The sequence below is a fragment of the Paenibacillus sp. P46E genome (genome assembly GCF_001909095.1).
GTDB lineage: Bacteria > Bacillota > Bacilli > Paenibacillales > Paenibacillaceae > Paenibacillus_AQ > Paenibacillus_AQ helianthi.
The window spans coordinates 56,786-82,552 of the sequence record NZ_LVYZ01000026.1 but is presented as its reverse complement, the minus strand read 5'-3'; the positions used below and the strand labels follow the sequence as shown (position 1 = coordinate 82,552).

General features: G+C 46.5%; 29 protein-coding genes. All 29 read right to left on the bottom strand.

Annotated elements, in window-relative coordinates:
- Positions 1–22: 22 nt before the first annotated feature.
- Positions 23–811, bottom strand: a complete 789-nt coding sequence (locus tag A3849_RS05580) for a FliA/WhiG family RNA polymerase sigma factor (RefSeq protein WP_074088136.1) — start codon at positions 809–811, stop codon at positions 23–25.
- 50 nt (positions 812–861) lie between these two features.
- Positions 862–1,281: a hypothetical protein gene (locus tag A3849_RS05575; protein ID WP_074110524.1), complete on the bottom strand. Its 420-nt coding sequence runs from the start codon at positions 1,279–1,281 to the stop codon at positions 862–864.
- A 2-nt stretch (positions 1,282–1,283) separates the two neighbouring features.
- The gene (locus A3849_RS05570; RefSeq protein WP_074110523.1) at positions 1,284–1,781 is read right to left on the bottom strand and encodes a chemotaxis protein CheD; all 498 of its coding nucleotides are present in this window, start codon (positions 1,779–1,781) and stop codon (positions 1,284–1,286) included.
- Positions 1,774–2,367 carry a chemotaxis protein CheC gene (locus A3849_RS05565; RefSeq protein WP_372237746.1) on the bottom strand — a complete coding sequence of 198 codons (594 nt, stop codon included), beginning with the start codon at positions 2,365–2,367 and terminating at the stop codon, positions 1,774–1,776. The genes A3849_RS05570 and A3849_RS05565 overlap by 8 nt, the downstream gene beginning before the upstream one ends.
- A gap of 36 nt (positions 2,368–2,403) precedes the next feature.
- The gene (locus A3849_RS05560; RefSeq protein WP_074110521.1) at positions 2,404–2,865 is read right to left on the bottom strand and encodes a chemotaxis protein CheW; all 462 of its coding nucleotides are present in this window, start codon (positions 2,863–2,865) and stop codon (positions 2,404–2,406) included.
- Positions 2,866–2,893: 28 nt separating this feature from the next.
- On the bottom strand, positions 2,894–4,972 hold the full coding sequence (locus A3849_RS05555) for a chemotaxis protein CheA (RefSeq protein ID WP_074110520.1): 2,079 nt from the start codon (positions 4,970–4,972) through the stop codon (positions 2,894–2,896).
- 34 nt (positions 4,973–5,006) lie between these two features.
- A complete protein-coding gene (locus tag A3849_RS05550) occupies positions 5,007–6,404 on the bottom strand; it encodes a protein-glutamate methylesterase/protein-glutamine glutaminase (protein WP_074110519.1) in 1,398 nt (465 codons plus the stop codon).
- Between the two features lie 36 nt (positions 6,405–6,440).
- Positions 6,441–7,322, bottom strand: coding sequence for a MinD/ParA family protein (locus A3849_RS05545; RefSeq protein WP_074110518.1), 882 nt, complete (start codon positions 7,320–7,322; stop codon positions 6,441–6,443).
- Positions 7,319–8,740 carry a flagellar biosynthesis GTPase FlhF gene (gene flhF, locus A3849_RS05540; protein WP_074110517.1) on the bottom strand — a complete coding sequence of 474 codons (1,422 nt, stop codon included), beginning with the start codon at positions 8,738–8,740 and terminating at the stop codon, positions 7,319–7,321. The genes A3849_RS05545 and flhF overlap by 4 nt, the downstream gene beginning before the upstream one ends.
- Positions 8,737–10,770 (bottom strand): flagellar biosynthesis protein FlhA, encoded by a 2,034-nt coding sequence (gene flhA, locus A3849_RS05535; protein WP_074088122.1) that lies wholly within the window; start codon positions 10,768–10,770, stop codon positions 8,737–8,739. The genes flhF and flhA overlap by 4 nt, the downstream gene beginning before the upstream one ends.
- Positions 10,771–10,791: 21 nt before the next feature.
- The gene (gene flhB, locus A3849_RS05530; protein WP_074110516.1) at positions 10,792–11,886 is read right to left on the bottom strand and encodes a flagellar biosynthesis protein FlhB; all 1,095 of its coding nucleotides are present in this window, start codon (positions 11,884–11,886) and stop codon (positions 10,792–10,794) included.
- A gap of 21 nt (positions 11,887–11,907) precedes the next feature.
- Positions 11,908–12,693: a flagellar biosynthetic protein FliR gene (gene fliR, locus A3849_RS05525; protein WP_074110515.1), complete on the bottom strand. Its 786-nt coding sequence runs from the start codon at positions 12,691–12,693 to the stop codon at positions 11,908–11,910.
- Between the two features lie 10 nt (positions 12,694–12,703).
- Entirely contained in the window at positions 12,704–12,973 is a 270-nt protein-coding gene (gene fliQ / locus A3849_RS05520; protein ID WP_074088117.1) for a flagellar biosynthesis protein FliQ, read from the bottom strand.
- A 22-nt stretch (positions 12,974–12,995) separates the two neighbouring features.
- On the bottom strand, positions 12,996–13,760 hold the full coding sequence (fliP, locus tag A3849_RS05515; protein ID WP_074110514.1) for a flagellar type III secretion system pore protein FliP: 765 nt from the start codon (positions 13,758–13,760) through the stop codon (positions 12,996–12,998).
- A complete protein-coding gene (locus A3849_RS05510) occupies positions 13,757–14,287 on the bottom strand; it encodes a flagellar biosynthetic protein FliO (protein ID WP_074110513.1) in 531 nt (176 codons plus the stop codon). Before A3849_RS05510 ends, fliP begins: the two co-directional genes overlap by 4 nt.
- Positions 14,288–14,296: 9 nt before the next feature.
- The gene (locus A3849_RS05505) at positions 14,297–14,662 is read right to left on the bottom strand and encodes a response regulator (RefSeq protein WP_019910416.1); all 366 of its coding nucleotides are present in this window, start codon (positions 14,660–14,662) and stop codon (positions 14,297–14,299) included.
- A gap of 27 nt (positions 14,663–14,689) precedes the next feature.
- Complete coding sequence (gene fliY / locus A3849_RS05500; RefSeq protein ID WP_074110512.1) at positions 14,690–15,985, bottom strand: flagellar motor switch phosphatase FliY; 1,296 nt, start codon at positions 15,983–15,985, stop codon at positions 14,690–14,692.
- Positions 15,975–16,973 carry a flagellar motor switch protein FliM gene (gene fliM, locus A3849_RS05495; RefSeq protein WP_074088109.1) on the bottom strand — a complete coding sequence of 333 codons (999 nt, stop codon included), beginning with the start codon at positions 16,971–16,973 and terminating at the stop codon, positions 15,975–15,977. The genes fliY and fliM overlap by 11 nt, the downstream gene beginning before the upstream one ends.
- Before the next feature lie 38 nt (positions 16,974–17,011).
- Complete coding sequence (locus A3849_RS05490) at positions 17,012–17,479, bottom strand: flagellar basal body-associated FliL family protein (RefSeq protein ID WP_074110511.1); 468 nt, start codon at positions 17,477–17,479, stop codon at positions 17,012–17,014.
- Positions 17,476–17,700, bottom strand: a complete 225-nt coding sequence (locus tag A3849_RS05485) for a flagellar FlbD family protein (RefSeq protein ID WP_074088105.1) — start codon at positions 17,698–17,700, stop codon at positions 17,476–17,478. Before A3849_RS05485 ends, A3849_RS05490 begins: the two co-directional genes overlap by 4 nt.
- Positions 17,701–17,821: 121 nt before the next feature.
- Positions 17,822–18,640 (bottom strand): flagellar basal body rod protein FlgG, encoded by an 819-nt coding sequence (gene flgG, locus A3849_RS05480; RefSeq protein WP_074110510.1) that lies wholly within the window; start codon positions 18,638–18,640, stop codon positions 17,822–17,824.
- A gap of 121 nt (positions 18,641–18,761) precedes the next feature.
- Complete coding sequence (locus A3849_RS05475; RefSeq protein ID WP_074110509.1) at positions 18,762–19,145, bottom strand: TIGR02530 family flagellar biosynthesis protein; 384 nt, start codon at positions 19,143–19,145, stop codon at positions 18,762–18,764.
- Complete coding sequence (gene flgD, locus A3849_RS05470; protein WP_074110508.1) at positions 19,142–19,627, bottom strand: flagellar hook assembly protein FlgD; 486 nt, start codon at positions 19,625–19,627, stop codon at positions 19,142–19,144. The genes A3849_RS05475 and flgD overlap by 4 nt, the downstream gene beginning before the upstream one ends.
- Positions 19,628–19,651: 24 nt before the next feature.
- Positions 19,652–21,157 carry a flagellar hook-length control protein FliK gene (locus tag A3849_RS05465; RefSeq protein WP_074110507.1) on the bottom strand — a complete coding sequence of 502 codons (1,506 nt, stop codon included), beginning with the start codon at positions 21,155–21,157 and terminating at the stop codon, positions 19,652–19,654.
- Between the two features lie 25 nt (positions 21,158–21,182).
- On the bottom strand, positions 21,183–22,130 hold the full coding sequence (locus tag A3849_RS05460) for a MotE family protein (RefSeq protein WP_256700660.1): 948 nt from the start codon (positions 22,128–22,130) through the stop codon (positions 21,183–21,185).
- Between the two features lie 18 nt (positions 22,131–22,148).
- Positions 22,149–22,592, bottom strand: a complete 444-nt coding sequence (gene fliJ, locus A3849_RS05455; protein ID WP_074088097.1) for a flagellar export protein FliJ — start codon at positions 22,590–22,592, stop codon at positions 22,149–22,151.
- Positions 22,593–22,598: 6 nt separating this feature from the next.
- A complete protein-coding gene (fliI, locus tag A3849_RS05450) occupies positions 22,599–23,924 on the bottom strand; it encodes a flagellar protein export ATPase FliI (protein ID WP_074088096.1) in 1,326 nt (441 codons plus the stop codon).
- Positions 23,905–24,756, bottom strand: coding sequence for a FliH/SctL family protein (locus tag A3849_RS05445; protein ID WP_074110506.1), 852 nt, complete (start codon positions 24,754–24,756; stop codon positions 23,905–23,907). The genes fliI and A3849_RS05445 overlap by 20 nt, the downstream gene beginning before the upstream one ends.
- The gene (gene fliG / locus A3849_RS05440; RefSeq protein ID WP_074088093.1) at positions 24,749–25,765 is read right to left on the bottom strand and encodes a flagellar motor switch protein FliG; all 1,017 of its coding nucleotides are present in this window, start codon (positions 25,763–25,765) and stop codon (positions 24,749–24,751) included. Before fliG ends, A3849_RS05445 begins: the two co-directional genes overlap by 8 nt.
- Between the last annotated feature and the right edge of the window lie 2 nt (positions 25,766–25,767).

Sequence of the window (25,767 nt, the reverse complement as noted above, 5' to 3'; positions counted from 1 at the left end):
CCCCCTTGTCACCGTCGCCCGGTTAGTCGTTTTGCATGAGAAGATCACGGTTTTTTTCAAGTGTTCCTCTCAGCCGCAAAATAGCTTTCGAATGAAGCTGCGAAATCCGTGAAGGCGACAGTGACATCACCTCGGCGATCTCGCTCAAAGATAAATCTTCATAATATAAAAGGGACACGACTGTCCGTTCTTTCACTGTTAGTTTCTCGATGCCTTTGGTCAGGGTATCACGTAAATAAAATTCATTTACTTTTCGATCTGGATTCTTAGCCTTATCATCCACCAATATTGACATACGGGTCTCTGATTCTTCTTCACGGATTGGATCTTCAAGTGAGCAAAGTGACATGACTGCCACGTCCTGCAGCATATTTTGAAATTCCGGCTCCGTAATGTTCAGATATTGGCTCATTTCCTCGTCACTCACAGATCTCAAGTATTTCTGTTCAAGCTGCTGGTAGGCGTCCTCGATTTTCTTTGCTTTTTCCCTGACTGATCTGGGAACCCAATCACTTTGGCGCAAAGAGTCAAGAATCGCTCCACGCACTCGCCAGGAGGCATAGGTCTGAAACTGCAGCCCTCGTTTGTAGTCGAATTTCTCTATAGCATCAATCAAGCCCATCACACCATTGCTGGCTAAATCATCTTTGGAGACATTCTTGGGTAACCCAACTGCCAAACGGCTGGACACATAATCAACAATATGGAGGTAACTCTCAATCAGTTTCTTCTTGGCATCAGGGTTTCCGTGTTCTTTCCACTGTTCCCAGAGCCCATCAGTTTCTGATTGAGAAGCTTTATGCTCGTTCAACGGCTTTCACCCTTCCCAAAGTTTAGTCAGCGGGCATAAGCAGAACCCGCTTATTCTTCTTTCAGGTGACGAACGGCCTTGGCCAATTCTTCAGGATCTTTCATTGAAACCAGTTTGGGAGGTTGAAGCGGTGTAAAACTCTCCACATCCCCACTCCCCTGTTGTTCCGGTTTCTGTTTTAGCATATTGATTAATTCTTCATCTTCGTTCGGAGTGCTGATATCGAAATTACTACCGAGGTTCTCACTCCCATCCATGGAAGCTGTCTCGCCGTTCTCCGGAGAAACGGATTGCTTAACAATAGAACCCAATACCCATCTTAAGAGAAAAGCAAGCAGAAACCAGACAATAAATCCAAAAACCCCTCGAATCAAGCTGGTTCCCAGTAAGTTATGCCCATAGTTAATTAGAAAGGTAAAGCCAAAGCCAAGCAATCCAAACAACAGACTTAATAGAATTTTACCATTCATCGCTATATTTCCTTAGTGCCTTTTTGAACACTGCGAATATATAATATCCCGGTGCTACAGGCAATTTCTATCGTTCGGCCAAAATTTCCACCTGTGTCTTCCGCAATCAGTGGAATATTCAAGGCTTGAAGAGCAATCTTGCAGGATTCCACATTACGAGGCCCGATCCTCATGGTGTCACTCCCTCCGGCAAAAGCAAACATCTGAGAGCCGCCAGCCATTTTGGCTACAAGACGGCTCCGGACGGCGCCAAGCGCAAGCAAGCGGGATAATAGCTCCGGCAAAGCGGTATCCGCAAATTTGGCGATATTCATTTGTCCTTCCCGGGCGATCTCAGATGAAGGCAGCATAACGTGTGCCATCCCTGCAAGCTTTTTCCCAGGATCGAACAATGTTACTCCTACGCAGGAGCCAAGTCCGGTTGTACGGACAAGGCTTTCTTGACTGCCTACGTTAAGATCCGCCATGCCTACTTTGATGATGCTTTGTTCTTCAATCATTCTCGAATGGTACTCCTAATGATTTGAAGATTTTCGGGAAAGATTCCGGATCGGGAATAAGGAAAAATTGCCCTTCAATTTCATTCTGCCCTTCAAGAAAAGTCGTATCAATCAGCAAAGCGTCATCCCCCATTTGCCCAAATTGCAGCAGACCATAGCTCAATATCGCGCCAGCCATGTCCATAGCAAGTGCAGGTACGGTCGGGTACATAGACAACGAAGTGAAATCTGCTAGAGAAGATAAATAGGAACCCGCGAGAATATTGCCGATTTCGTTCAGCGCGGATAGTTCCATCTCTCCCAATTCTTCACCCTCCAAGAGCTCAATGCCGGCTATACGGCTAAGCAGGTTAATAGCTGCCTCTGGTGTGAGTATGAAGAACAAATTACCCGGTGCTTCACCTTCTACTCTTAGGAACACGGCATATACCAGTTCTTCAGCACCACCGACTTTGTCAGTAATTTCATCAAAATTCAGAAGTTGCACCTTTGGGACAGCCATATCAATCGGTTTGCCCAGAAGCTGCGACAACGCGGTGGCTGCATTGCCAGCTCCAATATTTCCGACTTCCTTTAGCACATCCATTTTAAAATCCTTAAAGTTTTTGAATAGCTCCACAGGTTAGCCCTCTAGACTTTCCAACTGCACGATTTCGTTCTTGTTCAGCACTTCGGATAAGTTAAGCATAATCAGCAAACGGTCTTCTCCGATTTTGGCCACCCCGTCCAGATATTTAGCTTTGATGCCCCCAACAACGTCTGGAGGTGTATCAATGGAATCCCGGTTCAGGTCAATGACATCATTAGCAGAATCAACAATAAAGCCAACTTCCATTTCATTAACGTTTACAATGATCACGCGGGTCTGATCCGTATGTTCCGCCTCTGCAATGCCAAAACGGCCGCGGAGATCAATTACTGGAATAACTACACCACGTAAGTTGATGACCCCTTTGATGAAGGAAAACGTCTTGGGTACACGGGTGATCGGCATCATACGCTCGATCGTTTGCACCTTTTCCACTTCAATGCCATATTCTTCATTTCCGAGTTTAAACACGATCACCTTGATGTCTTCAGCCATGGAATGAACCTCCCTGTTCTATCCTAAATTATTTAATAAAAGCATTCGGATCGATAATGAGTGCGACTTGTCCGTCACCGAGAATAGTAGCACCTGAAATGCCTTGAACCTCCGGCAAATACTTGCCCAGATTCTTGATCACAATTTCGTTTTGCCCAATAAAATCTTGAACCGCGAGGGCAACTAGTCGTTCTCCCTTGCGAATCACCACGATTTCAGTCTCCTCTTCCGTGCTTTCATCATAATCCGGTATAGAGAAGATCTTGCTGAGCGAAACCAGCGGAATATGGCTATTGCGGAATTCCAGCATTTTGTTACCATGAATTGTCCGGATCTGGGACTGCTTCACAATGCCAGTTTCTACAATGGATGAGAGCGGAATTGCATATTTCTCTGAACCCAAACGCACAAGCATAGCTGCGATAATGGATAAGGTCAGTGGAAGCTGAACAGAGAAGTTAGTACCTTTACCTTGCGTGGAGTAAATTACCACATTCCCGCCCAATGAGGTGATTTTTGATTTGACCACATCCAGTCCCACACCGCGGCCTGACACATCGGAGATAACCTCTGCGGTACTGAATCCCGGAGCGAACAAGAGCTGTATTGCCTCATCATCGGAATAATTTGATGCTTGTTCTTGGGTAAGAATGCCTTTTTTTATCGCTGACTGCAAAATCTTTTGCGGATTGATTCCAGCGCCGTCATCTTCGATTTCGATAAATACATGGTTGCCGCTGTGAAATGCCCGTAGGTTAACTGTTCCTGTATCGGACTTACCGGCAGCAAGACGTTCCTGTATTCCTTCAACACCGTGGTCAACAGCATTTCGCAGCAAGTGTACCAGAGGATCACCAATCTCATCAATAACTGTGCGGTCCAATTCCGTCTCGGCCCCGGTAACCACCAAATCGATTTTTTTATCCAATGATTTGGCCAGATCCCGAACCATGCGCGGAAAACGGTTAAATACGGTATCAACAGGAACCATGCGCAACTTCATAACAATGTTTTGAAGATCACCACTGACTCTGCCCATGTGTTCGACCGTTTCTGTCAGGTCTCCGTTCTGGACTTCTGAAGCAAGCTGTTCTAGCCGAACACGGTCAATCAAAAGTTCGCTGAACAGATTCATCAATACATCAAGGCGTTCAATGTCTACACGGATAGTCCTTGAAGGCGCTCCTCCAGTTCTCGCTGGAGCGGCTTTACTTTCTTCTTTGGCATGTGCAGCAGCTGCCGGAGATGCATTTCCATTGCCCCCGGCAGGTTCTGATGCTTTGACAGGTGCAGGTGCTTCTGAAGTAGCTGCCACCGTTTCCTGACCCATTTGACGCAGTGATTCTTGATCAAGTGCAACCGCAGTGACCTTGTCGATCTCAGAAAGATTCAGGATCATCGCCTGAATTTCACTTGCTTCCTTCTGGGTTATGTAATAGAGCGAAAAACTATGTTCGAATTTCTCCTGCTCTATATCCTGAACCGAAGGGAAGGATTTGACCACCTCGCCCGAACGCTCGAGAAGATCAAAGACCATATATGCCCGTACTGCTTTGAGCTGGCAGTCCTTACGGATTGCGACATCAACGTACAGCACCTTGTGGCCTTCCTGGAGCGACTGCTCCAGGACCGAGTATTGAAACTCATCAAGGAATACGGGGGCGTCTGCAGCCTTTGGAGCCGCTGCCGCTGTAGTTTCAGACGCAGCACCTGCAGCAGTCGGAATCTCACCGCGGACAATTGCCTGCAGTGAAGCAACAATAGCCGATACATCGGCTTTGCCTGCTCCACCACCCGTAATATCCTCAACCATGGATTCAAGGGCGTCCAGACTCTTGAACAGCGTGTCAAAAATGAAATCCTGCATCCGCAGCTTGTTATTGCGCACTAAATCCAGAACATTTTCCATTTGGTGTGTAAGTGAAGCCAAATCTTCAAAGCCCATTGTAGCTGCCATACCCTTTAAAGTATGTGCTGAGCGGAAAATGACCTGCACAATGCTCAGGTCTTCAGGATTTGCTTCAAGCCCCATCATACTTTCGTTCAATGACTGCAGATGATCATTTGACTCATCAATAAACATGGATAAATACTGGTTCATGTCCACTAACGAGCACCTCCCCTTCAAGTTCACTTTTCCGTTATCTAACGGCTTGTACCAGCCTTGGAGCAATTTCTTGCAACGGCAGGATATGTCTAACACAATGCAACTCCACAGCGGAACGCGGCATACCGTAAACCACACAGGTTTCTTCGCTCTCAGCAAAGGTGGAAGTTACACCCGAATCATAAAGAGATTTCATCATTTTGGCACCATCGCTACCCATCCCTGTCATAATCACTGCATGCCGCTCCAGTGAGGTATAAGGGAGTATGGATTCGAAGAGTGTATCCACTGAAGGACGATGGCCATTACGGGCTTCCCCCAGAGTCAGATCAATCGAATACTGACCTCCTGCTGCCGGAACAACCCTCATATGATAACCGCCCGGAGCAATATATGCCGCCCCCTTACGAAGAATCATACCCTGTTCTGCCTCTGATACTTCAAGAGGGCTGAACGTATTGAGCCTCTGTGCCAGCGACTTGGTGAAATTGGGCGGCATATGCTGCACAATAACAATCGGTGCTGGGAAATCAGCAGGAATATTTTCGAGGAACTCTTTTAAGGCTCTTGGTCCTCCTGTGGAACAACCAACGGCAACCAGCTTACTCAAACCTGTAGACGAGGACTTGCGGTCCCCGGCAACGGAAGGAGGGTCATTCCTGGCACCGGTTGAAGTTTGAGGTAACGTTTTTGAATCCGGTATTAACGGTTTGGCTTCCTCCTTGGAACGGTTTCTAAATGGTTCAGTTGCCGGTTTAGGAAGTGCAGCCGATTTGGCCCCGGATTGCGGAGAACCACTCTCTGGAGCTGTTCTTCCGGGTGAACTTTTGCTTTTGCTCTTATCTGGTGCAAGGTTCATTTCCGGCTTTACTTTGGGTTTCTCCACTAATTTACTTGCAGGATCCGGGAGCTTCTTGATCGGCTCCATTATCCGTTTGGCAGGACTCTGCGTCGACTCAGGTACGGAAGGCACATCTGTAGCTGGTAACTCGGGCGCCTTATATGAAGAAGCTCTGGCCTCACGTTGCTTACGGGCAAGCATAGCCTCATTCATTTGCTCCCTGAGCGCTACTCCCACAGAGATAATGTCCTGAGAGTTGGAAATGGACGGTTTGCGTATAAAATCAAATGCCCCCCATTCCAAAGCCAGAATGGTTTCCTTCATCCCCTCTTCATTGATGCCAGAGAGCATAATTACCGGCAACGGACGCTGTGCCATAATTATTTTCAGCGCCTCCAGGCCGTTCATCTCCGGCATTTCAACATCCATGGTTACAAGATCCGGAGAAAGCTCATTTACTTTGTCAATGGCTTCACGGCCGTTAGCAGCCGTAGCCGCTACCTGAAAGTTAGCGTCATTTTCAATCAGATCAGAAATAATTTTGCGCATAAACGCAGAATCATCAACAACCAAAACTCGATATGGCTTCATACCCATTTCCACCTCTGTTCCTCAAATTCAGAACAATTAATGTTTTCGCTTCAACCACCTGCTGATAAATCCCTTGATGCCTTGTACTTTAGTGGTGTCTGCCGAATCTGCGGCCAAATAGCTTAGCGCAAGCCGGTGTACATCTTTGGCTGCCGCACTGTTCGGAAAAGCCACTGAGAATGGAATTTGCTTCTTCACTGCCTGTACCACATGGGTATCACTGCTGATAAATCCAAGAAAAGTAATCTCTAGCTGCAAAAAGCGACTGGCTGCCATGCGAATTTTATCGCTGGTTCCGGTTGCCTCTTTCTCATCCCCTGCCTGATTGACTATCAGCTTAAATGAAACATCAGGATAAGAGTTATTCACTACCTTAATCAGTGCATAAGCATCAGTTATTGCAGTAGGCTCAGGTGTAGTCACCACTAGACAGTCATCTGCTGAGGTGATGAATTTCATCGTCTCTTTAGACAGTCCGGCTCCAGTATCAAACAGGATAAAATCCATCGAGTCTGCAATCCCGGCAATCTGATCTGTAAAATAGCTAAGATCGCCTTCGGAGAGCGAAAAAAGCTCATCCATTCCCGAACCACCTGCGATAAAAGGAAGCCCGCTGGGGCCTTTCTGAATGATCTGGCTGATGTCCGCTTCTCTTTTCAGTAAATGATAGAGATTATATCTGGCTGACACCCCCATAAGCACATCAATGTTGGCCATACCAATATCGGCATCGAACAATAGCACTCTCTTGCCCATCGCTTTAAGTGCAAGCGCGAAGTTTAAGGTGAAATTCGATTTCCCGACACCACCCTTTCCACTACAGACGGTGATAATCCGGGCTGATGTTCCTCTACCGGATGAACGTTTGGGCTCCTGGCTGGACACAAGCTGTCTCAGGGATTGCGCCTGATCCATCATACGCCTCCTGTTCCCAAAATCATCCCGCTGATCTGCTCTTTGGTAGCCAACAGCAGATCATCAGGAACATTCTGACCGTTGGTAATATATGAAAGCTTAAGCGGAAAATCATTCAAAACATTGAAAAGCGGGCCGAAGGTCCCAGTCTCATCAAGCTTGGTAAAGATGACTTTATCCAGCTGATAGCGGCCGAAATGCTCGGCAATTTTCTTCATATCACGGCTTTTGGATGTAAGACTGAGCACCAGGAAAGTTTCACTTTTAAGCTCCCTGGCCAACAGGCTCTGAAGTTCTGCAACCAGCATCTCGTTACGGTAATTCCGGCCTGCAGTATCCATTAATACCAGATCGCAGCCTTCTAAACGGAACAATGCTCTCTGGAGATCACCCGGTGACTGGACAACTTCAAGAGGCATATTCAATATCGCCGCATAAGTACGAAGCTGTTCAACTGCCGAAATACGATACGTATCGGAGGTTATTAACCCTACCTTACGCCCTTGCTTGAAAAGCTGCTCTGCAGCTAACTTGGCGATCGTAGTTGTCTTTCCCACACCCGTAGGTCCGGCAATATAGACAATCCGTGTATCAGGTGCAATTCCATTTGCAATGCGTCCGGACAAAAATCCTTCGACTTGAGTTTCAAGCATTTCAGCAAACTGTTGCGGAAGCCAAGTACGGCCTTCTTCACTCCATTGCTCAAAAATATTACTGATCCACTCATCTACCAGAACGACATCTGTCTCCTGTTCAATCAGATGATCCCTCAGTTGTTCCAACTGTTCTGGAAGCTCAACAGCGCCTGAAGAATACCGGGCAATCCGCTCCATCCACTGTTTCATATCGCGGATTTCCTTGAGCACATCACCCTCCAAGCCAGTTGATGCTGCTGGAACATTATTCTTACCCCTTGCCTCATCTATAGATGACATGCCGGGATAATTGTTATTAGGCAAAGCAGATTGAGGTTCAATGAAGATTTCATCCACTTCTTCATCAATGGCAGGCAATACTGCTACAGCCCCTCTATTCTCTGATGCATCAGACAAGGCAGCGGCGATCTCGGCAAATGCCCGTTTCGCCGCTGCCTCGTTCGCCGAGGAGGATGCCAAAGCCACAGATTCATTTGCACCACCTGCTGCTACTGCAGAAGAAGCTGCAGCGGCTTTCTGATATGCTTGGGGAACTGCGCTACGCGGAATGCTCTGGGGAGTTGCCGTTTTTTTCACAGAACCACCCGGCTTTTGGGTATCCTCAACAGCCGCGACAACCTCGATTTTTTTCTTTTTGAACATTCCCATGAAACCGCCAACTTTGACCTCTTTGGTGCTAAGGATGACGGCGTCACTTCCCAGCTCGGTGCGGATGGAATGCATGGCGTCAGGCATCGTATCGACCACATAACGCTTCACTCTCATAAATTCACCACCCCAACGCTTTGAATTTCAATATTAGGCTCCAGTTCACTGTAAGATAACACTGGAATGTCCTGCATTGTCCGTTCAATCACTTGACGCAAATACATCCGAATCGTTGGCGAAGTGAGCACGATAGGCTGTTGCCCGGACTGAAGAAGACGGTTAATTTGTTCTGTGAGGCGCTGGTACACTGTTTGTGTCGAGACTGGATCCAGCGCAAGATAGCTACCCTGTTCCGTCTGCTGCACACTTTCCGAAATTTTCTTTTCCAGATTGGGTCCGACTGTGATGACCCGCAACGTCTCCCCAGCCTGCGAGAATTGTTGGGTAATTTGTCTGGACAGCGATTGACGGACATACTCTGTCAGAATATCAGGATCTTTGGTATAGGTGCCATAATCTGCTAATGTTTCGAAAATAGTAACCAAATCGCGGATGGATATTTTCTCACGCAGTAGCTTGCCTAGCACCTTTTGTACATCCCCAATAGCCAAAACAGAAGGAATCAACTCATCCACAAGTACTGGATAATTCTCGCGGAGATTGTCGACCAGTTGTTTGGTCTCCTGTCGTCCAAGCAGTTCGTGCCCATAACGTTTGATAAGCTCAGTCAAATGAGTAGCCACTACAGAAGGGGGATCAACTACCGTATATCCCGATAATTCAGCTCTTTCCTTGACAGACTCGTCAATCCACAAAGCTGGTAAACCAAATGACGGTTCCACTGTCTCGATGCCATGAATCGACTCATCATCATACCCAGGACTCATAGCCAGATAGTGATTAAGTAATAATTCACCACCGCCAACGTTATTTCCTTTAATTTTTATAACATATTCATTCGGTTTTAGTTGAATATTGTCGCGAATGCGAATTACAGGAACAACCAGACCCATCTCTAAGGCACATTGCCGTCTGATCATGATAATCCGGTCAAGCAAATCGCCGCCTTGTCCTGTATCTGCCAGAGGAATGAGTCCGTATCCAAACTCAAATTCAATCGGATCTACAGTCAGTAAGTTGATTACACTTTCCGGACTGCGTACTTCCTCTATCTGTTTTTCTTCAACCAGCTGTTCTTCTGCAATTTGCTTGCGGTTGGCTTTTTGGCTCATACTATAGGCCGCATACCCCATTAAACCAGCCAGCGGCAGTGTAGACATCACGGTAATAGGTGTGAAGAATCCCAGAAAAGCAATGGTTACAGCAACAATGTACAAAAGCTTAGGGTAGGACAGGAGCTGACCCGTCAAATCCTCCGCCAGATTGCCTTCAGAGGCCGCGCGGGTAACAATCAGACCGGATGCAGTAGAGATAAGCAGTGCGGGAATCTGGCTGACCAGACCATCCCCGATCGTAAGTACAGAGTATGTCGACAGTGCATCCTTAAAGGGAAGCCCGTGAATAGATACTCCGATAATAAACCCGCCGATCAGGTTGATCAGCAGGATAATTATACTGGCGATAGCATCACCCTTAACGAATTTGCTCGCACCATCCATTGCCCCGAAGAAGTCCGCTTCACGTTCAACATTACGTCTGCGTTCCCGGGCTTGCTGTTCATTAATCATCCCTGCATTCAAATCAGCATCGATACTCATCTGTTTACCGGGCATTGCATCGAGTGTAAAGCGGGCGCCTACCTCAGCAACCCGTTCTGAACCCTTAGTAATAACTATGAACTGAACTACTACCAGAATAAGGAAGACAACAAAGCCTATTGCAATTTGTCCCCGGGCAATCCAACTTCCGAACGTGGCTACTACCTCACCTGCATGACCACTGGAAAGAATCAGTTTGGTCGTAGAAATGTTCAGCGCAAGCCGGAATAGTGTTGTGATCAACAGCAGCGAGGGGAAAATCGAGAACTGCAGCGGATCCTTTGTGTTCATTGCTACTAAGATGATGGTTAAGGCAATTGATATATTGATAATTAGCAGAACATCCAGAAGCCAAGCCGGGATGGGCAGAATCATCATAAGCACAATACCGATAACACCCAGTAGAACTGTTAGATCTCTAGCTTTCAATGTCCGTGAACCTCCCCCGACTTATCTCCTTTTACCTTTAAGCTTGTATACATAAGCGAGTACTTCCGCAACCGCCTGGAACAGGTCTGCAGGAACTACATCACCAATCTCCGCTCTTTGAAACAACGCCCGCGCGAGCGGTTTGTTCTCCATAGTCATAACACCATGCTCTTTGGCCAATTCACGTATTCGAAGCGCTACATAATCCTGGCCTTTAGCAATAATCTGTGGAGCTTCCATTTTAGAACCGTCGTATTTCAAAGCGACTGCAAAGTGCGTAGGATTGGTAATAATAACATCCGCTTTGGGTACTTCTTGCATCATGCGCTGCATAGCCATTCTTCGCTGGCGCTCCCTGATCTTGCCTTTGATGATGGGATCGCCTTCCATTTTTTTGTATTCATCCTTGATATCCTGCTTGGACATCTTAAGACTTTTTTCGTGCTCATATTTCTGGTAGATATAATCAAGAGCCGCCATGATTAACAGAGCCGCTCCAATTTTGATGCCAAGGCTCATTACGAGTTTGGCAGCGAAATGATAAACTCCTTCGGCATTGACATGAGACAATGCGGCGAAGCTCTCCTTTTGTCCCCAAAGTGTGCTGTAGACCAGATAAGCAATCAGCATAAGTTTGAAAATTGATTTCAAAAACTCCACAAAGGAACGCATGGAGAAAATATTCTTGAAACCTTTTATCGGATTGATTTTGCTGAATTTGGGTGTAATCCCTTCCCCCGTTGCCATAAAACCAACCTGCGCCAAATTTGCCACCAGGGCCAGCACAAAGGTAATACCCAACAAAGGAGCTAATAAAATCAAGATCTGAATGCCATAGTGATTGAACATCTCTGATACATTTTCCGGAGTCACTTCCATCATCATCCGGTTCTGAAAAACATCTGTGTACAGTGTGATGAACCGTTCTTTCATGAAGCCGCCAAACAAAGACAGAGTTAGCAATGCAGATAAAAGCACAACAGCACCAGACAGTTCCGCACTTTTGGCTACCTGACCCTTTTTACGGGCGTCCTGCCGTTTTTTCGGGGTAGCTTTTTCCGTCTTGTCTCCCCCAAAATGCTGAAGATTAAGCCTATAACGTCTCGTCTTCGGCATAACTCTCCCCCTTACAGCCACCTAAGGACTCTTCCCTATCAGGCCCAGCAGATTGTGCATGGACTCAAACATAATGTCGAAGAGATTCTGGAACAGCATAGCCAGACCCGGCATCAGAATAAGAAGCAGCGCAAGGCCAACAATAATTTTGAGTGGCACCCCGATGACGAATACATTATATTGTGGTGCGGTTCTAGCCAGAAATGCCAGCCCCACATCCGTAAGAAATAATGCCGTTACTAATGGTGCTGACATTTGAAAAGCCAAAATAAAGGATTGTGCAAATGTACGGACAAAAAATTCCGAAAGACTACCATCTATCATTTTTATGAACAGATCATTATCTATCGGTACCCATTTGTAACTATATACGATCGCATCCAACAAGTAGTGATGACCATTCATACTGAGGAACATCAGCAGGGCAATCATATACTTGAAGTTACCGATAATCGGTGCGGACGCTCCAGTCATAGGATCAATAACATTCGCAATCCCGAATCCAATCTGAATATCAATGAATGAACCGGCGGTTTGAATCGCCATAAACATCAAATACCCAATAAAACCCAGCAATAATCCGATTAAAACTTCCCGGGCAATTAACAAGATATAAGTGAGATCCTGCGGTACGGTAATTCCTGTTCCTCCTGAGCTGAAGACAACCAAAGCTACAAAAAAGGAAATCCCAATTTTGAAGGTGGCTGGCACACTTTGCGAAGAAAATACCGGTACTACAACAAAAAAAGCGGAAATTCGACAAAAAATCAACAGAAAGACGGGAAAACTCTGTAGCAAGATCTCCATACTCATCTAATTAACCGATGTACATATTGAGATTGCCCAAAATTTGACTGGTGAAATCCACCAGTTTCGTGATAATCCACGGTCCAAACAAGAGCAGAGCAAGCAGCACAGCAACAATTTTGGGAACAAACGCCAAGGTCTGCTCCTGAATTTGCGTTGTTGCTTGAAAAATACTGACAATCAGTCCTACCACCAGACCAAGAATCAGCATGGGAGCACTGGTTTCGAGCACCAAATATACGGCTTGGCCGGCTAGACCGATAATAAAGTCCGCATTCATCCCTTATGCCTCCTCTTGCATCTCAGGTGTTAAAACTTAACAGTAGTGATTTAACGACTAAGTACCACCCGTCTACCAGTACAAAGAGCATTATTTTGAATGGTAATGAAATCATTACCGGAGGCAGCATCATCATCCCCATAGCCATCAGGGTGCTGGCTACCACAATATCTATAATTAAAAAAGGTATGAAAATCATAAATCCCATGGTAAAAGCTTTTTTCATCTCTCCGATGGCAAAGGCAGGTACGATCACCGTCAATGGGATGTCGCTGTATGTCGCAGGCTTAACCGAAGCTTTATTGCCGGTATAATTCATGAATAACAACAAATCTTTGGTGTTGGTCTGCTTGAACATGAACTCCTTCATTGGATCTGCTGCTTTGTTAAGCGCCTCGGACTGGGTAATTGTTCCCTTCATGTACGGCTGCAGTGCCGTCTCATTTACCGTTGCAAGTGTCGGTGACATGATAAATAGCGTTAAGAACAACGCCAATCCCACAAGCACCTGGTTGGGAGGCATCTGCTGTGTACCGAGTGATGTTCTGACAAAGCCCAGAACAATGACAATCCGAGTAAAGCTGGTCATCAGGATAAGAAAAGCAGGAGCAACACTCAGAACCGTAGTGAGCAGCAAAATCGATATAGAACTCGTACCACCGGTTGACCCCTGATTATCACCGACCTGAATACTAATATTAGGTATAGGATCGGCATGAATAGTGTGCAGGAACATAACGCTGAATACAGCGAGCAGCAAAAATGAAAACATTAGCTTTTTTTTCATAAATCCCTCGACTCATCCTTGAGCACATCATCACGAAGCAGCTCTTCCATTTTCCCCTTACGTTCAGGTGCCAGCGCAAGTTTGGATTGCAGTGTCTCGTAAAAAGAGGATGTTTCACTAAGTTCAATTTCCTGTGAGGGTACTTCTCCACGGAACTTGGCTCTTATCTTGGCCACGATTGGCGCAAGAAAGTTATTCTGTCCTGAAGTTTGATCCTCAAATGCCGAAATGATCAAAGCTACCTCAGCCGGGTCGGTGATTTTATCCATCATGGATATATTCTCACCGACTCCGATCAGATAGAGGCTGCCTCCAAGCTCAATAATTTGTATGGACTTGTTAGGTCCAAGACCCAAAGCGCCTAATGTACGGATGGAACGCCCACTCATCAGAGTCTGATTGCGGCGTCCCAGAAAACGGATAAGCAGCACTATGAGCACAACAATTACCGCAAGGACAAAAATAACATTTAAAAGATTCAGCAGATTGTTACCTGTTCCCAGATGCGGCTCTACAGTGACTGGCATGATTTCTTATTACACACCCAGTGTTTTGTTAATCGCTTCAATAACACGGTCTGCCTGGAAAGGCTTTACAATAAAGTCCTTGGCACCCGCTTGAATTGCATCAATAACCATAGCCTGCTGACCCATGGCAGAACACATGATGACTTTGGCATTGGCATCTACTTTTTTGATTTCTTTAAGGGCGGCAATTCCGTCCATTTCAGGCATGGTGATATCCATCGTGATCAAATCGGGACGCAGTTCCTTGAATTTTTCAATAGCCTGCGACCCGTCCTGGGCTTCGCCCACAACCTCAAATCCGTTTTTCGACAAAATGTCACGGATCATCATTCTCATAAATGCTGCATCGTCCACGATTAGAATTCGGTTAGCCATTTTTACAAAATCCTCCCTAAGTATGCTTTATTGTAATTTTTGAATTCGGTCCCACTGGCTGACGATATCCGTAACGCGAACTCCGAAGTTTTCGTCGATAACTACGACTTCCCCTTTGGCAATAAGCTTGTTGTTAACCAGGATGTCTACAGGTTCACCGGCAAGTTTGTCCAACTCAATGATTGAGCCTTGCGACATTTCCAGAATATCTTTGATCTGCTTCTGGGTCCTTCCTAATTCTACGGTTACTCTCAGTGGTATGTCCATCAATAAATTTAAATTATTTTCATCAATATTACCAAAGGCGCCGTTGCTTAAGTTGGCAAACTGCACCGGTTGTACATTTACATTACGGTTAGGAGCCTGCTGCTGGGGTGGAGCCTGCTGGTATGGCATACCTTGAGGTGGCATTCCATAAGGCGGCATCCCATAAGCTGGCATTCCTGCTGGAGGATAATAATACCCTCCCTCCGGCATTCCCGGATATGGCGGCATACCCTGAGGTGGATATGGCGGTGGAACTGCTCCAGGCTGCACTGGAGGGGTTTGCTGTACCGGTGGCGCTACCGGAGGTTCTGGCGCTGCTGCAGGCTTAGGTGGCGCTTCTACCGCTGTTGCTGCCGTCTCCTGATCCGATTGCGACACATCCCCCAGAAGCATAGTCACCATATCTTTGGCGAATTGCACCGGAAGCAGCTGCATAATGGTGGAATCAATCAAATCCCCAATCTTGAGCCGGAATGAAATCTGAATAAGTGTCTCATCATCTGGAAGACTGCCTACGCCTTCTCCGCTGGACATATTCAAAATGTCGATACCCGGAGGCGAAATATTCACGAAGCGATTGAAGATAGTAGACATGGATGTAGCCGATGAACCCATCATTTGGTTCATCGCTTCCTGAACGGCACTGATGTGAATTTCATTCAGCTCTTCATCCTTTGGATCCCCTTCTCCACCAAGCATCAGATCAGCAATAACCTGTGCATCCCTGATTTTAATGACCAATGAATTGATACCCTGAAAACCATCTACATATTGTACATGTACTGCAACATGAGGTTTTGGAAAAGCCTCTTCGAACTCGCCACGGGTGATAATGGATACTTCAGGAGTAGTGATATCTACTTTCTTGCCCAGAAGGGTAGACAGCGCTGTAGCTGCACTCCCGAATGTGATATTCCCGATCTCTCCCAGTGCGTCCTGTTCAAAGGGTGTCAAGTAATCATCCACCGTCTTCGTCGAGGGAGCTAGCGATCCTTCTGCAGACTGTCTGAGCAGAGCATCTATTTCTTCTTGGGACAAATAATCTTTACTCGTCAAAATCTTCAACTCCTTCGCTGACTATCTCGTCTATTTGCACAGCTACACGCTCTTTAATCATCCCAGGACTTCCGATGAATTTCAGCTTGTCCCCCACCTTGATTGACAGTCCTGAATCCACAGTCCTGTTGAGAGAAATCACGTCGCCGACGCTGAGCCCGAGAAATTCAGCAATGGATAGACTCGATTCACCCAACTCTGCCACAATCGGCAGCTGCGCTCTATGAACTCTCGCCCGGATTGCCTCAAGCTCAACTTCATCACGCGCCTTTTTTTCTGAAACAAACCATTGGTGTACCGACAGTCTGGACATGATAGGTTCAAGAACAACGTGAGGTATACACAGGTTGATCATCCCAGTTGTATCGCCAATTTTGGTACTTAAGGAAATAAGTGCAATGGTCTCATTGGGCGATACGATTTGCATGAATTGAGGATTTGTCTCCAAAGCCTCCATGCGGGGATTAATATCAAGCACTGTCTTCCAGGCTTCCTGCAGACTTTCAAAACATCTGCTGAAAATCCTCTCCATTATAGTGGTTTCAATCTCAGTTAAAGCATTGATCTTGGAAGGTGCCGTACCAAAGCCTCCCAGCAGTCTATCCAGCATGGCAAAGGCTATATTCGGATGCACTTCCATTACCATCCGGCCTTCAAGCGGTTCAGCTTCAAAAATATTTAAGATCGTCATTTTCGGAATGGAGCGGATAAACTCATCATAAGGGAGCTGCTCTACTTGAACGACATTGATCTGTACGAAGGTGCGCAATTGGGCCGAAAAGTAGGTTGTAAGATAGCGGGCAAAGTTATCGTGTATCCGGGTTAAGCTTCGGATATGGTCTTTTGAAAAACGTACAGCCCGTTTGAAATCATAAGAGCGTATTTTTTTCTGGGTTTCTTCCTTTTTAAGTTCGTCAGCATCCATTTCACCGGATGAAAGAGCGGCAAGCAGAGCATCAATTTCGTTTTGTGATAGTACATCAACCAATTCAATCACCCCCCCATCAAAGAATAATCCTTCAGCAGCTACATGGAAGCCAAAATGAATTTAGTGAATTCGATCTGGGTTATAGTGCCTTCGGTCAAATTCTTATTTATTATATTCACCAGCTTGCTGCTGAATTGATCTTTGCCGCTTGCCCCATTTAGTTCCTCAGGCTTGGTATCGGCAATCGCCTTGATAATTAGCGGCGTGATTTTAATATCTTTTATCTTTTCGAATTCTTCCTTGGACTTCGCTGTATCCAGCTGGAATGCGATGTCTACTGAAAGGATATAATCGGGATCGGCAAGATTAGTTTTGATATCGGTGATTTGTGAAGTCAATTCGACGATCTCATCAGCGCTGAGTTTTTTGGTCTCAACCTTCTGAACTGCCGTATTCACGTCGTTCGAATTACTCGGAAAGATCTTATCCATAAGTAAAAATGCAGCTACTACGATAAGAGTTATTGCTAATAAAATTGTAATGAGCCACGGCAGCATCTTTTTCATGAAAGCTCCTCCATTGACTGGACTTTAATGGTGGCAGCATATGTGCCAATGTCCCTGTTATACTCTCGGATCTTACGGATGACTTCATCGGCCTTTTCCAGCACGATCAGCCTTTTTCCAGTTACGAGCGTAATATACGTATCTGGACTTTCTTCTACCATTTCTACCAACAAAGCATTTAAAAACATAGGTGTTCCATTCAATCTGGTTACCGAAATCATAACAGGCCTCCTAACAAAAAATAGGGGGAGGAGTTCCTCCCCCACGACTTCGCAATAACCTTTGCACCAGAAGGCGAAACGTTACTATTGTACACCAAGTTTTTGATTATGGCCTTTCAAATTAACGCTTGAGGTTCACGACTTCCTGCAACACTTCGTCGGAGGTCGTGATAATGCGGGAGTTGGCCTGGAACCCGCGCTGGGAAACAATCATTTCCGTAAACTCACTGGTTAGATCCACATTGGACATTTCCAGTTGGCCGGATACAATGGCTCCCGTCCCCGCTTCAGCATTGTTCGCAGTAGTTGGGGTAAGTTCTCCATCAGCATTGGCATTCATCGTCATACGATACAAGTTGCCGCCAATTTTCTCAAGACCTTGAGGATTACTTACTTTTGCTACGCCAATTTGCACACCCGCTTGAGTAGTACCATCTGCCATTGTCTGCATAATTGTACCGTCAGAACCGATTGTGAAAGCAGTAACGTCTTCACCTAGCTGGATAGCTTGTCCGCCAGAATCAAGCACATGCAATCCGTCCGAGGTTAACAGGTTGCGGTTGGCATCCATGTGGAAGTCACCGGCACGTGTGAGAAATGGTGTTGTCTGTGCATCAGAAAGATTGACGAGGAAAAATCCATCACCATCAAGACGAAGGTCTGTTGGATTATTGGTAGTCATAGCACTACCCGCTAAGTGCATGGTGTCAATAGAACCAATACTAACTCCAAGCCCGATTTGCTTGGCATTCACACCACCCTGACCTCCATCAACAGGTGCTGTTACTCCGGATACCGTCTGGCTCATGATGTCTTTGAACATCACACGGCCTGATTTGAAGCCAATGGTGTTTACATTTGCAATGTTATTGCCGATAACATCAAGCTTTGTCTGGAAACCGCGCATTCCTGAAACCCCTGAGTACATTGATCTTAACATTATTGAATTCCTCCCGGATAATGGAGTTCTTAGACTCCGTATTTGTATTAAATTTGTTTTGAGCTATGGCCGCGTCAGTCGGTCAGCGGTCATTCCGGCTCTCCAGTAAGGACCGGCCGGTTCAAGAAATGATAACTGCACTATCAATTTGTGTGAATACATTGTCCTTCATGGAACTACCATCCATAGCAGTCACTACTGTTCGGTTCGCCACACTGACTATTAAAGCCATATCTTTCATTAATATCAGTGATTCTTTGCTGCCTTTGGCGGCTGCCTTATCGACTGCGGACGAGATTTGATCCAATTGGCGGCTGCCAAGCTCTATTCCTCTTTGTTCCAATCGTTTGGCTGCATGATTGCTGAACTTCAGCATATTCTTCTGCAGCACACTTTCAAATGAAACGTCTGAATTTACAGTGTTCTTAGCATTTGCTGGTCGCTGTAGTGTTGTCGGGTGCACATTGGCTGGATATAGCTGGCCTATTGTAAGTCTGTCGCTCATGAAGTCGCCCCGCCATCCGCAGAACCGGTATTGTCAGCCGCATTCTCCACTGGCGTTACAGGATTCTTAATCTGCGTTACGTCAGTTAATGCAACTCTGTCTTTGCCTACAACAGCGTACTGTACGCCACTGCTGACTACTATTGACTCTACATTGCCTGATTTCGGCTGTTCCGTCGTTGCATCCGTCCAGGTGATATCCTTGCCAATTAGACCAGACACCGCACCAAGAGACTGATTCATCGCCGTCATTTGTGTTGAAATATTCATTAGCTGTTCTACAGACGAGAATTGGGCCATCTGGGCAATAAATTCCTTATCCTCCATCGGCTGCATAGGGTCCTGGTTCTGAAGCTGCGTAATGAGTATCTTCAGGAACTGGTCCTTGCCGAGTGTTGAATTACCGGTAGTTTTTTTCGAGCTGTCAGGTACTTGATAATTCCATTGATCCTTTGTTGAAATAGGATTAGTTGATGATGCCATTTTTTTCACCTCGCTTGTCTTAAGTTATGCCTTGGCTGAGAAACCTCCGCCCTCTGAGCGGTTTTCCTGTTGTGTGTTTGCAACCCATTCTTTCCATTCACCGTTCAGCTCTGCTGCAAGTACGGCATCTCCTATTTCCTCTGTGCGTTCCTTGGAACGTCTCTCCTGCTGCTGACCACCAGAACCGGTGCCACGACCCTGATGACTACCATTATACTGAGACTGCAAAGGTGTGTTGTTCTGAGTGACCTCCAGCTTCTCGACTTGAAGCCCTTGAGACTGAAGGGCTGATCTCAGCTGGCTCATCTGTTGTTCCAACATATCTTTGGCACCTGTATGTTGCGTTAAGAACTGGGCTACCAAATGGCCGTTTTGCATAGTGATCTTTACATCGACTTGTCCAAGATTCTCCGGAAACAACGTAATCGAAGCCTCAGCCACCCCACCCTTTTTAACAATTTCCAGTTTACCAGTAATAAACGAAGTCATCTCTTGTGCGAACTGGTGGACCGGAACAGGTGGTGCTTCTGCCTTAAGTGGTGCGGTAATTCCACCCCGTAAGGATAATTGTCCTGCAGTGACGACTTCATTATTTTCTTCAGCTGGCTTTACGACTGGAATCGATTCTGCAATTACCCCATTCTTAGAAGCTTCTGAGGTTACAGTTGTTTTGGCAAGTGGTGTTGCAGTGAGATCTGTAACAGCATCCTCCGTTACCGTTATTGCAGGGGTAGCAGTTGTAGCATTATCAGTCTTAACCGTAGCTGTTTGAATTGTACGAAGATCTGAAGAAGCAGGAGCTTTCGCTTTTAGATCAGCTTTGGATTCCGTTTCGGATAATGGTGTCAAAACCACCGGTGAGGTTTCTGTGCTGACTTCTGTTTTAACCGTCTTACCTTTTACATCTGGAACCTGCGTTTCTGCCAGGATTGCTGTGAAATTGTTCAACATTGCAATACCCTCAGAGGCTAATTTCCCATCCCCCCCAGCAGCAGATTGCTGAATAAGGTTAACAAGGCTGTTAAGCTCATCTTGAACGGCAAACCGCAAAGTTTCCGGGTTCTGTGCTAATGGGGATAACGCTACTGTAGAGCTGTTCTCAGCTTCGGCATCGACATTTCCATTTGTAGGAGTACTGCCAGACAACAAAGCCGATACCTGAAGCAACCATCCTTGCAGCGCTGCCATCAAAGAAGGATCACTGCTGATGCTGTCATCCAGCTTCTCTATATCCTCTGCAAGCACATGCATCTGCCCGGTACTATTCGCAGTATCATCTGTACCTTTTTCTTCACCAGCTGCTTTCACGGCGTTCATAAGCCCTTGCAGCAAGGAAGCCAAATTCCCCAAAGCTGCGGGCACTGACGTTCCTTTGGTCTGTGCTCCACCCATGCTCTGAACAAGAGTCTGGGCAAAAGGCAGAACTGGTGTGGTCCCACTTGAAGCCGCAGTCCCCGCGTTTGCAGCTGTTGGTGTTCCGCTAGTCGCAGCAGTATTACCACCACTCATTGATTGAACTACTAAACTCATTCTTTTTCACCTCCTCTCAAATGGATTATTTGCCGCCCATCAACCGGTTAACAACCTTAGCGGTCTGAGTACTATTTTTCTTAGCCATCTCCCCAAGAATGGAGGATCGGACGCTGTCACTGACCGTATTAAGAATTGTGATCACTTTATCAGGACTAATGGTATACATTGACGAAAGAAGGGAAGCAGCATCTGCAGCAGGCATTGTAGTAAAGGTCTGGCTTAGTTTTTCTTTATCCAGGTTCGCTGTTGTTTTGGCCGTCGTTGTAGCAGCCGCATCCTGCTTCAGTCTGGATTGAAGGGCTGCAATAGCCATATCGGTTGAATTCGTGGTTTCCTTTAGCTTCACGGATACATCCGCTGCTTTTTTGGGATCCATTTTTTCTAAAATCGCCGTTTTGCTCGCATTATTCATGACACTGAAGATTTGCACCATTTCATCCGTAGTTAAATTCTCCATAATTGGAGCAGCTTTTGATGCTTTCATCCCTGCATAGAGCTTCGCCAGCTCAGTCACCTGCTTTACATAGGGATCTTCTGATTGGCCTGTGCTTGCTTTCGCAGCCGCAGCTTCTTCTTTCATGCTGTCAATCTGTTTTTGCAGCGCTTCTGTCTTTGCAACTTGATCCGTCTTGTCTCCATTAGCCTTCTTGAGCTGCTCCGCCTGTGCTGCTAACTGACTTTTCAATTCCTTAATCGTAGTTGCCGAGCTCGTTGCCTGCTCTTTCAATTGCTTCTGCGGATCCGTTTCTGCGCCATCTTTAGTCGTTGGCTCAGGATCAGGAACCCACTTCTCCACAAAGGGGATCTTGTTTGCAATCGAAAGCACATCTTGGCGGATATCCATATTGAACAAGGTCAACAGCACTCCAAGCAGCACAAGTGTAAAAATAATCGGTATCATTAAAAATAAAAACCGTTCAAATTTACTGGCTGACCCTTCATTATCAAATTCCATTTCATTTTTAGCCACTAGCGGAAACCTCCTGGGTTAGAGGGATTTCATCGCGAAGCGGACGGTAGCCATCTCATCCAGTTCGTTTTGTTCCCGTAAAGTCATGTTCTGCTGAAAAGCGGTCTGTGCTTTGTCTTTGGCCTTAAGCCACACCTTTTCATCCAGAACCTTCGTGCTGAGGTGGTCCTGCTTATGCTGTACTTCAACATGCGCACGGCTGATATCTGAATGCTTCCGGGCTATACAGTGATCCAGGTAATCCACATAATCCTGCATTTCTCGTAGTTTAGACAAGGGCGTTTTTTGTTCAGCGGCTTGCTGAAGTGACTGCATTAGCTCACGGCGTTGCTGAATCAAGTCTTCAAGACTTTTCTCCTGGGCCTGCAGTTCTCCGAGTGCGCTTGAGAGCAACCACTCTGCCTGTGTTTTTTCATTGGCTTTCAAGTCCACAACTTTTTGAAAAGTATAATGGAATCTCACTATCAATCAACTCCTTGAGAACTGAGAAATTAAAGACTCTTGGACTTCGGCAAGCGTGACCTTCTCATTCACCTTCTGCTTGGTGAAATTCCAAATGCTGTCGATATAATGCATTGACTCGTCGATTTGGGCATTAGAGCCTCTCTGATAGGCACCGATGTTAATTAAATCCTCTGAATCCTTATACACAGCCATAAGCCGTTTTACATTCTCAGCAGCAGCAATCTGTTCCTCGGGAGCAATATCCTTCATCACTCGGCTGATGCTTGAGAGTACGTCTATGGCTGGGAAATGCCCCTTATTGGCGATATTCCGGTTCAGCACAATATGACCATCCAGAATCCCTCTAACTGCGTCGGCAATAGGTTCATTCATATCGTCACCGTCTACAAGAACTGTGTAGAATGCGGTAATCGATCCCGAAGGCCCCGTTCCTGCTCTTTCAAGCAGTTTTGGCAAGCTTGCGAATACTGAAGGTGTATAGCCCCTCATCGCAGGCGGTTCACCAACTGCCAGCCCAACTTCACGCTGTGCCATGGCATATCGTGTAACCGAATCCATCATCAGCATGACATTTAAGCCGCGGTCACGAAAATACTCAGCAATCGTAGTGGCGATAAGGGCCCCCTTAATGCGGATAAGTGCGGGCTGGTCAGAAGTAGCGACAACAACGACTGAGCGCTGGAGACCTTCTGGTCCAAGATCACGTTCAATGAAATCCAGCACCTCTCTGCCCCGTTCTCCAATCAAGGCAATCACGTTCACGTCTGCTGACGTATTGCGTGCAATCATCCCCATTAATGTGCTCTTGCCAACCCCTGATCCCGCAAAGATACCTACCCGCTGGCCTTTACCTATGGTAAGCAACCCGTCAATCGCTCTAACTCCAATACTGATCGGTTCATGAACCCGGGGGCGGTTTAATGGATTTGATGGAATGTTGAATGTTGAGCTGTGTGGCATTCGTGCCGGAATAAGTGAACCATCAAGCGGCTGTCCCAAACCGTCAAGCACCTTGCCAAGCAACTCAGAACCCACCTGTACACTTAGCGGTTTGCCTGTTCCTACCACATCACAGCCTGGTCCGATGGCTTGCAGCTCTCCGAGCGGCATTAGCAGCACCTTGTTGTCGCGAAATCCAACAACTTCAGCCTGTAGCGGTTTGTTGCCTTTGGCCGGGTAGATGTAGCATACATCACCTATGCTGGCATCCGGCCCTTCCGACTCGACCATTAGTCCAATCACCTGGGTGACTTTCCCGTTGATTCTGACAGGGTCAAAATTCCGCAATTGCTCCTTATACCGTCCGCTGTCAAGCATCCTCTTCCCCATTTCTGTTCTCATCGGTATCCAGTGCTATTCGAATCAATTCTTTTTTGATTTCAGCAAGCTGTGTATCAATCCGTGCATCAATACTGCCAAAAGAAGAGCGGATTACACAGCCATGATCTCTAACGGTTGAATCAGGGAGTATTTGCAGTTCTGCCTGCGAATCAACCGCCATAGCCAGTTCTTCTCTAGCTGCATTCACAAAGGAGAACTGCGCAGGTGACACGCATAAGGAGATCAGCCCCTGCTCCCGCTTGCGGGCAAGATTCTTGCGGATCAGATCCATTGCAAATTGCGGTTCCACCGTCAGTTGCTTGTCCACAATTTTCTCAGCTATATCACAACTGAGTTCTACCAGAAAGGGTTCAGCCTCTTGAATAATAACTTCTTTGGCCCTGTAAGCATCCTGAAGGACTTGTCTTGCTTCCTCCATCATCTCAGCCAGCTTACGCGACATTTCTTGTTCAGCCTGTGCAAGCCCTTCCTGGTAACCCTGCTGATAAGCCTCGGATTTGACAGCTTCTACAAGATGCTCATCCTGCTCTCTGCGCTGCCGCCACCATTCTTCAGCCTCTGTCCGTGCTGATTCCACAATATTCTCCGCTTCCTGTGCTGCGTTTCTGACTTGTCCTTCAGCAAACTCCTGTGCATCCTTCAGCATTTGCTTACGGGCCTGTTCCGCCGTTTCCTTGGCAGAGTCCTGAACATGCACCTCACCTGTCGCTTCATCAGAACCAGTGGGCTCCTCATCCAGACCTCCATGCTGTCTGGCTTGTTCCAATCGTTTCAGTACATCAACCGGAACATATTGTGAATGTTTGATCAGCCTAGACAATGATGTCATCTCCTCCACCACGGGCGATGATTATTTCACCTGATTCTTCGAGTCTGCGGATCGTTCCTACGATGCGGGTCTGAGCTTCCTCGACATCACGCAGCCGTACCGGACCCATATATTCCATTTCCTCGCGGAAGGTTTCGGCCATACGTTTGGACATGTTGCGGAAAATAACATCCCGAACTTCCTCGCTGGCCACCTTGAGAGCCAACTGCAAATCGGCATTTTCGATGTCGCGGATAATTCGCTGGATCGAACGGTTGTCCACATTGACGATATCCTCGAACACGAACATCCGTTTTTTGATTTCTTCGGCAAGCTCCGGATCCTGAATCTCCAGTGAATCCAGAATCGTGCGTTCTGTCCCGCGGTCAACACCGTTCAGGATCTGCACGATCGATTCAATACCTCCGGCATTGGTGTAATCCTGCGTTACTGTAGCGGATAGTTTTTGCTCTAGCACCCGCTCAATTTGTGTCACAACCTCTGGAGAGGTGCTGTCCATAATTGCAATTCTTCTGGCCACTTCAGCTTGCTTCTCCTGTGGAAGTGAAGAGAGAATCGATGCCGCCTGTTCAAATTGCAGATAAGACAATACAAGGGCTATCGTCTGCACATTTTCATTCTGGATAAAGTTCAGGATTTGGTTCGGATCAGCCTTACGGGCAAAATCGAACGGCCGTACCTGAAGAGTTGCCGTCAGGCGGTTGATAACTTCCATCGCCTTGGTCGAGCCAAGCGCTTTTTCCAGAATTTCTTTGGCGTAATTGATACCGCCTTGGGATATATATTCTTGGGCGAGACAGATTTGATGAAACTCAGCCATTATGGACTCTTTTTCCGAACTGTCTACTTTACGGACATTTGCGATTTCCAGAGTCAGCTGTTCGATCTCCTCGTCCCTCAGATGTTTAAATATTTGTGCCGATACCTCGGGCCCAAGTGTGATAAGCAGGATAGCCGCCTTTTGACGGCCGCTAAGCACCTGCTGAGCGGCTTTTGCCATTA

What these genes read in the sequence shown, in the direction of transcription:
- A3849_RS05575 (WP_074110524.1), bottom strand. Translation starts at nt 1,281, where the DNA reads ATGAATGGTAAAATTCTATTAAGTCTGTTGTTTGGATTGCTTGGCTTT.
- A3849_RS05570 (WP_074110523.1), bottom strand. Translation starts at nt 1,781, where the DNA reads ATGATTGAAGAACAAAGCATCATCAAAGTAGGCATGGCGGATCTTAAC.
- A3849_RS05565 (WP_372237746.1), bottom strand. Translation starts at nt 2,367, where the DNA reads ATGGATGTGCTAAAGGAAGTCGGAAATATTGGAGCTGGCAATGCAGCC.
- A3849_RS05560 (WP_074110521.1), bottom strand. Translation starts at nt 2,865, where the DNA reads ATGGCTGAAGACATCAAGGTGATCGTGTTTAAACTCGGAAATGAAGAA.
- A3849_RS05550 (WP_074110519.1), bottom strand. Translation starts at nt 6,404, where the DNA reads ATGAAGCCATATCGAGTTTTGGTTGTTGATGATTCTGCGTTTATGCGC.
- A3849_RS05545 (WP_074110518.1), bottom strand. Translation starts at nt 7,322, where the DNA reads ATGATGGATCAGGCGCAATCCCTGAGACAGCTTGTGTCCAGCCAGGAG.
- flhF (WP_074110517.1), bottom strand. Translation starts at nt 8,740, where the DNA reads ATGAGAGTGAAGCGTTATGTGGTCGATACGATGCCTGACGCCATGCAT.
- flhB (WP_074110516.1), bottom strand. Translation starts at nt 11,886, where the DNA reads ATGCCGAAGACGAGACGTTATAGGCTTAATCTTCAGCATTTTGGGGGA.
- fliR (WP_074110515.1), bottom strand. Translation starts at nt 12,693, where the DNA reads ATGGAGATCTTGCTACAGAGTTTTCCCGTCTTTCTGTTGATTTTTTGT.
- fliQ (WP_074088117.1), bottom strand. Translation starts at nt 12,973, where the DNA reads ATGAATGCGGACTTTATTATCGGTCTAGCCGGCCAAGCCGTATATTTG.
- fliP (WP_074110514.1), bottom strand. Translation starts at nt 13,760, where the DNA reads ATGAAAAAAAAGCTAATGTTTTCATTTTTGCTGCTCGCTGTATTCAGC.
- A3849_RS05510 (WP_074110513.1), bottom strand. Translation starts at nt 14,287, where the DNA reads ATGCCAGTCACTGTAGAGCCGCATCTGGGAACAGGTAACAATCTGCTG.
- A3849_RS05505 (WP_019910416.1), bottom strand. Translation starts at nt 14,662, where the DNA reads ATGGCTAACCGAATTCTAATCGTGGACGATGCAGCATTTATGAGAATG.
- A3849_RS05490 (WP_074110511.1), bottom strand. Translation starts at nt 17,479, where the DNA reads ATGAAAAAGATGCTGCCGTGGCTCATTACAATTTTATTAGCAATAACT.
- A3849_RS05485 (WP_074088105.1), bottom strand. Translation starts at nt 17,700, where the DNA reads ATGATTTCGGTAACCAGATTGAATGGAACACCTATGTTTTTAAATGCT.
- flgG (WP_074110510.1), bottom strand. Translation starts at nt 18,640, where the DNA reads ATGTTAAGATCAATGTACTCAGGGGTTTCAGGAATGCGCGGTTTCCAG.
- A3849_RS05475 (WP_074110509.1), bottom strand. Translation starts at nt 19,145, where the DNA reads ATGAGCGACAGACTTACAATAGGCCAGCTATATCCAGCCAATGTGCAC.
- flgD (WP_074110508.1), bottom strand. Translation starts at nt 19,627, where the DNA reads ATGGCATCATCAACTAATCCTATTTCAACAAAGGATCAATGGAATTAT.
- A3849_RS05465 (WP_074110507.1), bottom strand. Translation starts at nt 21,157, where the DNA reads ATGAGTTTAGTAGTTCAATCAATGAGTGGTGGTAATACTGCTGCGACT.
- fliI (WP_074088096.1), bottom strand. Translation starts at nt 23,924, where the DNA reads ATGGGGAAGAGGATGCTTGACAGCGGACGGTATAAGGAGCAATTGCGG.
- fliG (WP_074088093.1), bottom strand. Translation starts at nt 25,765, where the DNA reads ATGGCAAAAGCCGCTCAGCAGGTGCTTAGCGGCCGTCAAAAGGCGGCT.